We start from the raw sequence: 8,010 nt of genomic DNA on the forward strand, positions 1-8,010 counted from the left end.
ACCGCGGAGTGGGGGGCGCCGGCGCCGTCGGCACCCGAACCGCCGCGCAAGCGCCGCGCGAACGGCCTGGTCGCCGCCGTGGCGGTCGCCGCGCTCGTCGCGGGCGGCATCGGCGGAGCACTCGGCTTCTGGGCCGCGGACAGCAGCGACGGCTCGTCGTCCAATTCGACCACGGTCGCGGCCTCCAACAGCCCCAAGGACTTCAAGCGCGCCGCCGGCACGGTGGCGGGCGTGGCGGCTCAGGCACTGCCCAGCGTCGTCACCATCGACGCCCAGTCCGGCGACGGCGAGGGCGGTACGGGCACCGGTTTCGTGTACGACAAGGAAGGCCACATCCTCACGAACAACCACGTAGTGGCCTCGGCGGCGGACAGCGGCCAGCTGACCGCCACGTTCTCGGACGGCAAGAAGTACGGCGCCGAGGTGGTCGGCCGGGCACAGGGATACGACGTGGCCGTGCTGAAGCTGAAGAACGCACCCGACGGGCTGACACCCCTGCCCCTCGGCGACTCGGACAAGGTCGCGGTGGGTGACTCCACCATCGCGATCGGCGCGCCCTTCGGCCTGTCGAACACGGTCACCACCGGCATCATCAGCGCCAAGGACCGCCCGGTCGCCTCGGGAGACGGCTCCAGCAACAAGAACTCGTACATGAGCGCCCTCCAGACGGACGCCTCGATCAACCCCGGCAACTCCGGCGGTCCGCTGCTCGACGCGGGCGGCGCGGTCATCGGCATCAACTCCGCCATCCAGTCGACGAGCGGGGGCGGGGTCGGCCAGTCGCAGGCGGGCTCCATCGGCCTCGGCTTCGCCATCCCGGTCAACCAGGCGAAGAACGTCGCCGAGCAGCTGATCAAGACCGGCCAGCCCGTCTACCCGGTGATCGGCGCCACGGTGACGATGGAGGAGAAGACCGGCGGCGCCGTCATCTCCGACCAGGGCGCGGGCGGCACCCCCGCCGTCACCCCGAACGGCCCGGCCGCCCAGGCCGGTCTGAAGGCCGGTGACGTGATCACCAAGTTCGACGACACGGTGGTCGAGAGCGGACCGACGCTGATCGGCGAGATCTGGACCCACAAGCCGGGCGACAAGGTCACCATCACGTACAAGCGCGGCGGCAAGACCTCGACGGCCGAACTCACCCTGGGCGAGCGCAAGGGCGACAGCTGACCGGCTAGGCTGTCCCTCGCGTCGAGCCGGCCCGGCTGCCGGTCCGGACGACGCGGGGTGGGTTGCCCGAGCGGCCTAAGGGAACGGTCTTGAAAACCGTCGTGGCAGCGATGTCACCGTGGGTTCAAATCCCACACCCACCGCAGATGAACGGCCCCTGACCAGGCGACACGGTCAGGGGCCGCCGCGCTGCTCAGGTCCGTGCCGGTTCGCGGGGCGTCAGTCGCTGATGCCGAGGTCCTCGCGCATGACGCGCCGCATCGCCGTGAGCCGGGGTTCCGCCGCCTTGAGGTCGATGAGCACCTGGGACGGGGTCTCGGAGGCCGTTGCCAGCCCGCGGTCTATGCGTTTGACGGCGGCGTCCGCCGCTGCGAGGACCGTGTTGAGCTCGTGGGAGGCGGTGATCACCGCCATGGGGATGATCATCTGGGCTTCGGCGTAGCGGTCGCGGTAGTCGCGACGGCCCGCTTCGAGTTCGGTCCGGTCCTCTTCCGTGTAGACGCCGTCGCGCAGGCGGTGGAGGGCGTCCTTGAGGAGGGTGTGGAAGTGGCGGGACGCCCGGTTCATCGCGGTGTAGGCGGCGCGCCGCTCCTCGAAGTGCCGTCGCTCCTCTTCGGCCCGGGCCTCGTCGGCACGCTGACGCCTCGTCATCCGGCCGGCGACCATGGGCGCGAACAGCGTGCCGAGGACTCCGGCGACCGCCGTGAGCATGGCGGCTATGGCTGCACTCATGGTTGTGACGCTACCTCCGTGACGCCCGGCTCCGGTCAGGTCCCGCGGGGAAGGCGGCTGCTCCTGTCGGGGGGCGGGTACGCCACGGGCCGCCCGGCCGGCGGGTATTCAGAGGCGGTCCGGGGGGCGCACGCTCAGGCGGGCGGCCGAGGCTATGGCGGCGCGTGCCTCGTGTTCGGTCAGGCCCGTGCGGACAGCCGCCTCGGTGAGGGCGTCCGCCAGGGCGTCGCCGTAGCCGTGCTCGTAGGCGCGGCAGGCTGCCCAGAACAGGCGGGTGTTGCGCTGGCCCTCGTGGGCGGCGAGCACGAACTGGACCAGGCCGTGGCCCTGCCGGGCGGGGGAGGCGGGGACTCCCGGCGGTGCGGGCGGGCGGCGCGCCGGGGGTGTGAGCAGGTGGAGGAGTGCGCGGGGGCAGGGTGCCGGTGGCAGGTGGGCCGTACCGGGGGCGAGGCGGTATCCGCCGTGTGTGGTGACCGATCCGGGGCCGACCAGGTAGCCGCCGGCTCCGCGGATGTCGATGCCCGGGGCGAGCCGGCCGGCCGAGTTGGGTACGGCGACGTCGGGCGGGCCCGTCAGCCAGAGGTGCCGGCCGCCGCTCGGGGTGAGGACCGTGACGGTGTCCGGGATGGTGAACAGGTGCTGGAAGGCCAGCTGCTGGAGCGCGGCGGCGGAGTCGGTGCCGTAGGCGGGGTCGACGTCGAGGTCGATGCCTATGAGGCGGTGGGGCGGCCGGCCGCAGGCGATCCCGTAGCCGGTGGCCCGGGGGGCCGCGGCGAAGAGGGCGCGCACGGCGGCCGGGTCGGTGGTGGCGTCGTGGACCCCGTGACCGGGCAGACCGCAAGCCCCCCGGCAGCGTACGGGAGGGCTCTCGTGGCGGTGGGGTGAGCGCAGGGCCGGCAGCTTGGTGGCGGACAGCGGGAAGACGGGGAGGCCGCGCTCGGCGGCGGAGAGGGCATGGGCCAGGGCCAGGGTGGCGGTCTGCCGGTCGATGATGGCCATGCGAACCATTTTCGTACAAGCGTTCGAAGAAGGGAAGGGGTGGGGCCTGCCCGGCTGGGGCCATGGGTCACGGCGGGGGTTCGGAGCGCTGCGGGGGCTCGTGGAGGCGCGGGAGGTTTACCGGAGTCGTCTCACGCTTGCGGGGGAACGGTGCGGCGCAGGTGGTTCACCGGGAGTGCGGTGGGCAGCTTGGTCCCGCGACGCCGCAACCCGTATCCAGGCGGTCGGCCGGCTGCCCGGACCGGTATCGAGGTGGTCGGCCGGCTGCCTCGTGCACAACAGGATCCCGCCCGTTTCCCGCTTCCCGTTTCCCGGAGGACTTTGACATGGCAAGCACCCGCACCGCTCGCGCTCTCGCCGCCGTCGCCGCCCTGCCCCTTGCCGCGGCTCTGTTCGGTGGCGTGGCGGTCGCCGACAACGGTTCGTTCGCGAACGACGGATCGAACGCCGGGGTGGCGACGATCGGATCCGGCGGTGCCGGGGGCGACAGCTTCGGCAACCCGTCCACGTGGCTGCAGCAGGCCGTCGGGCCCGGTGCGTCGAACCACAGCAACTGGGCGCAGGTGACCGGATCGGACTTCACGTCGATCGACCAGTCCACGAACATCGTCGCGGTGTACTTCACGCCGCTCTGGTGAGTCCGTCGGCCGGTGGCGTCCGCTCGAACAGGCGGCCGCCGGCTGCGCGGTGGCCCGGGCTCGCACGCCCGAGGTCCCTCCGGTGCCACGAGGCCCGCCACCGCGCCCGCCACCGCCCCCGGGTGGTGGCGGGGAGGCGGGTCCCTTCGGGTTGAGGACCCCGAGGCGGGCCGGCGATCCCTCCACCTTCAGGAGGTGGGGCCGGCCCCACTCCTCCGACCTGAGGCGGACGCCGCTTCGGGACCTGTGGCCGATCCCCTCGGCGATGCGCGCTCCTAGCGTGTAAGGCATGACCACGCCAGTCTGCAAGGGTGCCTCCAAGGTGGCCGCCGCCCCCGCCGGACACCGTCGCTACCCGTCGTTCTCGTGTTACGTACGGGCACGGGGGCCCGTCCTGCTGCGCACCGCCCGTTCCCTCACCGCCAACCCGAGCGACGCGGAGGACCTGCTGCAGACCGCGCTCACCAAGACGTACGTCGCCTGGGAGCGGATCGAGGACCACCGGGCCCTCGACGGATACGTGCGCCGAACGCTGGTGAACACCCGCACCTCCCAGTGGCGCAAGCGCAGGATCGACGAGTTCGCCTGCGAGGAGCTGCCCGAGAAGGAGGCCGCGCCCGCCCCGGACCCGGCCGAGCACCAGGTGCTGCACGACGCGATGTGGCGGGCCGTGCTCAGGCTTCCGGACCGGCAACGGGCCATGGTCGTGCTGCGCTACTACGAGGACCTGAGCGAGGCCCAGACGGCAGAGGTCCTCGGTGTGTCCGTCGGTACCGTCAAGAGCGCCGTGTCGCGGGCGCTCGGAAAGCTGCGCGAGGACCCGGAGCTCACGCCGGTGCGTTGAGGCGCCCCTCCGGGCCCGCCCGCGTCTCGCTCCCTGAGCCTGGCCCGCAGCGCGCCCTGAGCCTGACCGCAGCCCGGTCGAAGCCCGCCCGGTGCCCGATCCGAAACCCGCCCGGCGGGCCGGCCCCAGGTGGTGCGGCGCGGCCTCGTTCAGCGGGTGACATCGATTCGTACTCCCGGAAGTAGTGACATACCGCGTGGTATGTGAGCAGAATCAGCGCACCCTTACTGCCGCGTAGCGCCCACCGGGAGGACGCCGTGCTGAGCACCATGCAGGACGTACCGCTGACTGTGACCCGCATCCTGACCCATGGGATGACCATCCACGGGAAGTCGCAGGTGACGACCTGGACCGGTGATCCGGAGCCGCAGCGGCGCAGTTTCGCCGAGATCGGCAGGCGCGCCACACAGCTGGCGCACGCCCTCCGGGACGAGCTGGGCGTCGACGGTGATCAGCGTGTCGCGACCCTCATGTGGAACAACGCCGAGCATGTCGAGGCCTACCTCGCGATCCCCTCCATGGGCGCCGTGCTCCACACGCTCAACCTGCGGCTCCCCGCCGAGCAGCTCGTCTGGATCGTCAACCACGCCGACGACAAGGTCGTCCTCGTCAACGGCTCGGTACTGCCGCTCCTCGCGCCCCTGCTTCCCCACCTGCCCTCCGTCGAGCACGTGGTGGTCTCCGGGCCGGGCGACCGCTCGGTGCTGGAGGGCGTCGCGCCGCGCATCCACGAGTACGAGGAGCTCATCGCGGGCCGTCCCACCACGTACGCCTGGCCCGAGCTGGACGAACGCCAGGCGGCGGCCATGTGCTACACCTCCGGGACCACGGGGGACCCCAAGGGGGTCGTCTACTCCCACCGATCGATCTACCTCCACTCCATGCAGGTCAACATGGCCGAGTCGATGGGGCTGACGGAGAAGGACACGACCCTCGTGGTCGTTCCCCAGTTCCACGTGAACGCGTGGGGGCTGCCCCACGCGACGTTCATGACCGGCGTCAACATGCTCATGCCAGACCGTTTCCTGCAGCCGGCCCCGCTCGCCGACATGATCGAGCGCGAGAAGCCGACGCACGCGGCCGCCGTCCCCACCATCTGGCAGGGTCTGCTGGCCGAGGTCACCGCCCGTCCGCGTGACCTCACCTCCATGCGGGACGTCACCATCGGTGGCGCCGCCTGTCCGCCCTCCCTGATGGAGGCCTACGACAAGCTGGGCGTCCGCCTCCGGCACGCGTGGGGCATGACGGAGACCTCGCCGCTCGGCACGATGGCCAATCCGCCCGCCGGACTGACCGACGAGGAGGAGTGGCCCTACCGCATCACCCAGGGCCGTTTCCCGGCCGGGGTCGAAGCGCGCCTGGTCGGCCCCGGTGGCGGGCACCTGCCCTGGGACGGGGAGTCGGCGGGAGAGCTCGAGGTCCGCGGGAGCTGGATCGCCGGTGCCTACTACGGCGGGGCGACCGGCGAGGACCTGCGGCCCGACGACAAGTTCAGCGAGGACGGCTGGCTCAAGACAGGTGACGTCGGGGTGATCAGCCCGGACGGTTTCCTCACGCTCACCGACCGGGCGAAGGACGTCATCAAGTCCGGCGGCGAGTGGATCTCCAGCGTCGATCTGGAGAACGCGATCATGGCGCACCCGGACGTGGCCGAAGCCGCCGTCGTCGCCGTGCCGGACGACAAATGGGGTGAGCGGCCCCTCGCGACCGTCGTCCTCAAGGCGGGTGCCACGGCCGACTACGCGGCCCTGCGGACCTTCCTCGCCCAGTCCGTCGCCAAGTGGCAGCTCCCCGAGCGCTGGACGATCATCCCTGCCGTGCCGAAGACGAGTGTCGGCAAGTTCGACAAGAAGGTGATCCGCAAGCAGTACGCCGACGGCGAGCTGGACGTCACGCGGCTCTGACCGGCCGCGAGCGACGACGGCGGGCACGGCACACGCCGGGGGGGGGGAGGGAGGGTCCCGAGCCCCCCCCGCCGGGGTGGAAGTGTGGGGGGCGGTGCACCCCCCGGCGGGTGTGCTCGCCTGGAGGGGGTGGCGCCGCCGGCGTGTGCCTTCGCATGCCGCGGGGACCGCCTCCGGCGTGTGTCCTCGCGTGCCGTGCGGGACGGTGCCCTGCCGTCAGTTGGTCCCTATCTTGGCCAGGAGGTCGACGATCCGTGACTGCACCTCGTCGCTCGTCGAGCGTTCGGCCAGGAAGAGCACGGTCTCCCCGGAAGCCAGGCGTGCCAGCTCCGACTCGTCCATGACCGCCGAGGTGTAGACGACCAGCGGCGTGCGGTTCAGCTGGCCGTTCGCCCGCAGCCAGTCGATGATCCCGGCACGGCGGCGGCGCACCTGCATCAGGTCCATCACGACGAGGTTCGGCCGCATCCGGGAGGCGAGGCCGACCGCGTCGCTGTCGCCCGACGCGCGGACGACCTGCATGCCGCGGCGCTCCAGGGTCTCCGTCAGCGCGAGCGCGATCTGCTCGTGCTCCTCGATCACCATCACCCGCGGCGGGTGCTGGTCGCTGTCGCGCGGGGCCAGCGCCTTGAGGAGTACGGCGGGATCCGCACCGTAGGCGGCCTCCCGGGTCGCCTGCCCGAGGCCGGCCGTCACCAGCACCGGTACCTCCGCCGCCACGGCGGCCTGCCGCAGCGACTGCAGCGCCGTGCGGGTGATCGGCCCGGTCAGGGGGTCGACGAACAGCGCGGCGGGGAAGGCCGCGATCTGGGCGTCGACCTCCTCACGTGAGTGCACGATCACCGACCGGTAGCCCCGGTCGCTCAACGCCTGCTGGGTGGTGGCGTCCGGGGCCGGCCAGACGAGCAGCCGCCGCGGGTTGTCCAGAGGCTCCGGGGGGAGTTCGTCGTCGACGGGCAACGGATGGGGCCGGTTGGCCACCTCGACCGCGCCCCCGGGGCCGTCCAGCGGCTCCGGGCCCTCGGCCCCCTCGTCGGGCGCCCCTATGGCGTACGCGCGTCCCTCGGCCGCCGGTGGGGCGATCAGCTGACCCGAAGTCTGCGCGGCGCCGTTCTGCGCGGGGCCCGCCGGTGTACCCGCCGTGCCCGGTCGGGGCGGTACGGGAGCCGCGCCCGGCTGGGGTGCGGCGGTGGCCGTGGCGGGCGGGCCGGCGGGCTCCGCCTCGGGCGGTGCGGCCAGCTTGCGCCGGCGCCCGGCACCGCCGGACGTCTGGTTCTGCTGATGTGCGAGGTGCTGCGCGAACGGCACGCCCTGGCCCAGCGTCCGCACGCTGAACGCGCGTCCCTGAGTCGAGTCCGGCGAGGTGCCCGCGGGCGGCGGCTCCTCGGCGGGCAGCGGCTGCCGCATGGCGTCCCGTACCGGGAGGGCGGGCGCGTCGGCGTCGGCGGGATGCGGCATCGGGCCGGTGGCGGGGGCCGGAGCGGACGCACCCGGCGCACCCATCGTGCCCGAGGCGTGCGTGGTGCCGCCCGGGGCCGCCCATGCCTCGTCGTCGGCCTGGTCCGGGGCGCCGGACGCGGTGTCCTCGGCGGTGAGTGACGCCAGACCCTGCCCCGAGGTGGGGCCCGGGGCCCCGTCGGGCGGCGGGGGGACGGAGGGCTGCGGCTGCCCGCGGACGGGGTGGCCGGTGGGGGCCGGCTCGGGCGGGGGAGCGTCCGCGCGC

6 protein-coding genes, 1 tRNA gene and 1 pseudogene are annotated in these 8,010 nt (G+C 72.9%); 5 read left to right on the plus strand and 3 right to left on the minus strand.

Features of this window, described 5'->3' with window-relative positions:
• Together ABZ371_RS25575 and ABZ371_RS25580 are read left to right on the plus strand one after the other, a co-directional pair.
• A partial coding sequence (locus tag ABZ371_RS25575; RefSeq protein ID WP_358683708.1) for a trypsin-like peptidase domain-containing protein occupies positions 1–1,170 on the plus strand: 1,170 nt, incomplete at its 5' end.
• A gap of 56 nt (positions 1,171–1,226) precedes the next feature.
• Positions 1,227–1,313 (plus strand) — tRNA-Ser (locus ABZ371_RS25580).
• A gap of 76 nt (positions 1,314–1,389) precedes the next feature.
• Here the strand turns inward: ABZ371_RS25580 and ABZ371_RS25585 are convergent.
• Together ABZ371_RS25585 and ABZ371_RS25590 are read right to left on the minus strand one after the other, a co-directional pair.
• Positions 1,390–1,902 (minus strand): hypothetical protein, encoded by a 513-nt coding sequence (locus ABZ371_RS25585; protein ID WP_358683710.1) that lies wholly within the window; start codon positions 1,900–1,902, stop codon positions 1,390–1,392.
• Between the two features lie 108 nt (positions 1,903–2,010).
• Entirely contained in the window at positions 2,011–2,901 is an 891-nt protein-coding gene (locus ABZ371_RS25590) for a bifunctional DNA primase/polymerase (protein WP_358683712.1), read from the minus strand.
• Positions 2,902–3,227: 326 nt separating this feature from the next.
• Here ABZ371_RS25590 and ABZ371_RS25595 point away from each other — a divergent pair, with 326 nt between their 5' ends.
• The 3 genes from ABZ371_RS25595 (at position 3,228) to ABZ371_RS25605 (ending at position 6,287) form a co-directional block, all read left to right on the plus strand.
• Positions 3,228–3,539: a hypothetical protein gene (locus ABZ371_RS25595; RefSeq protein ID WP_358683714.1), complete on the plus strand. Its 312-nt coding sequence runs from the start codon at positions 3,228–3,230 to the stop codon at positions 3,537–3,539.
• Between the two features lie 289 nt (positions 3,540–3,828).
• Positions 3,829–4,383 carry a SigE family RNA polymerase sigma factor gene (locus tag ABZ371_RS25600; RefSeq protein WP_358683716.1) on the plus strand — a complete coding sequence of 185 codons (555 nt, stop codon included), beginning with the start codon at positions 3,829–3,831 and terminating at the stop codon, positions 4,381–4,383.
• Positions 4,384–4,640: 257 nt separating this feature from the next.
• Positions 4,641–6,287, plus strand: coding sequence for a long-chain fatty acid--CoA ligase (locus ABZ371_RS25605; protein WP_358683718.1), 1,647 nt, complete (start codon positions 4,641–4,643; stop codon positions 6,285–6,287).
• A 216-nt stretch (positions 6,288–6,503) separates the two neighbouring features.
• Here the strand turns inward: ABZ371_RS25605 and ABZ371_RS25610 are convergent.
• A pseudogene (locus tag ABZ371_RS25610) lies at positions 6,504–8,010 on the minus strand (PAS domain S-box protein); the annotation flags it as partial.

This window comes from Streptomyces sp. NPDC005899 (genome assembly GCF_040629645.1).
Taxonomy (GTDB): Bacteria; Actinomycetota; Actinomycetes; order Streptomycetales; family Streptomycetaceae; genus Streptomyces.

What these genes read in the sequence shown, in the direction of transcription:
- ABZ371_RS25590 (WP_358683712.1), bottom strand. Translation starts at nt 2,901, where the DNA reads ATGGCCATCATCGACCGGCAGACCGCCACCCTGGCCCTGGCCCATGCC.
- ABZ371_RS25585 (WP_358683710.1), bottom strand. Translation starts at nt 1,902, where the DNA reads ATGAGTGCAGCCATAGCCGCCATGCTCACGGCGGTCGCCGGAGTCCTC.
- ABZ371_RS25600 (WP_358683716.1), top strand. Translation starts at nt 3,829, where the DNA reads ATGACCACGCCAGTCTGCAAGGGTGCCTCCAAGGTGGCCGCCGCCCCC.
- ABZ371_RS25595 (WP_358683714.1), top strand. Translation starts at nt 3,228, where the DNA reads ATGGCAAGCACCCGCACCGCTCGCGCTCTCGCCGCCGTCGCCGCCCTG.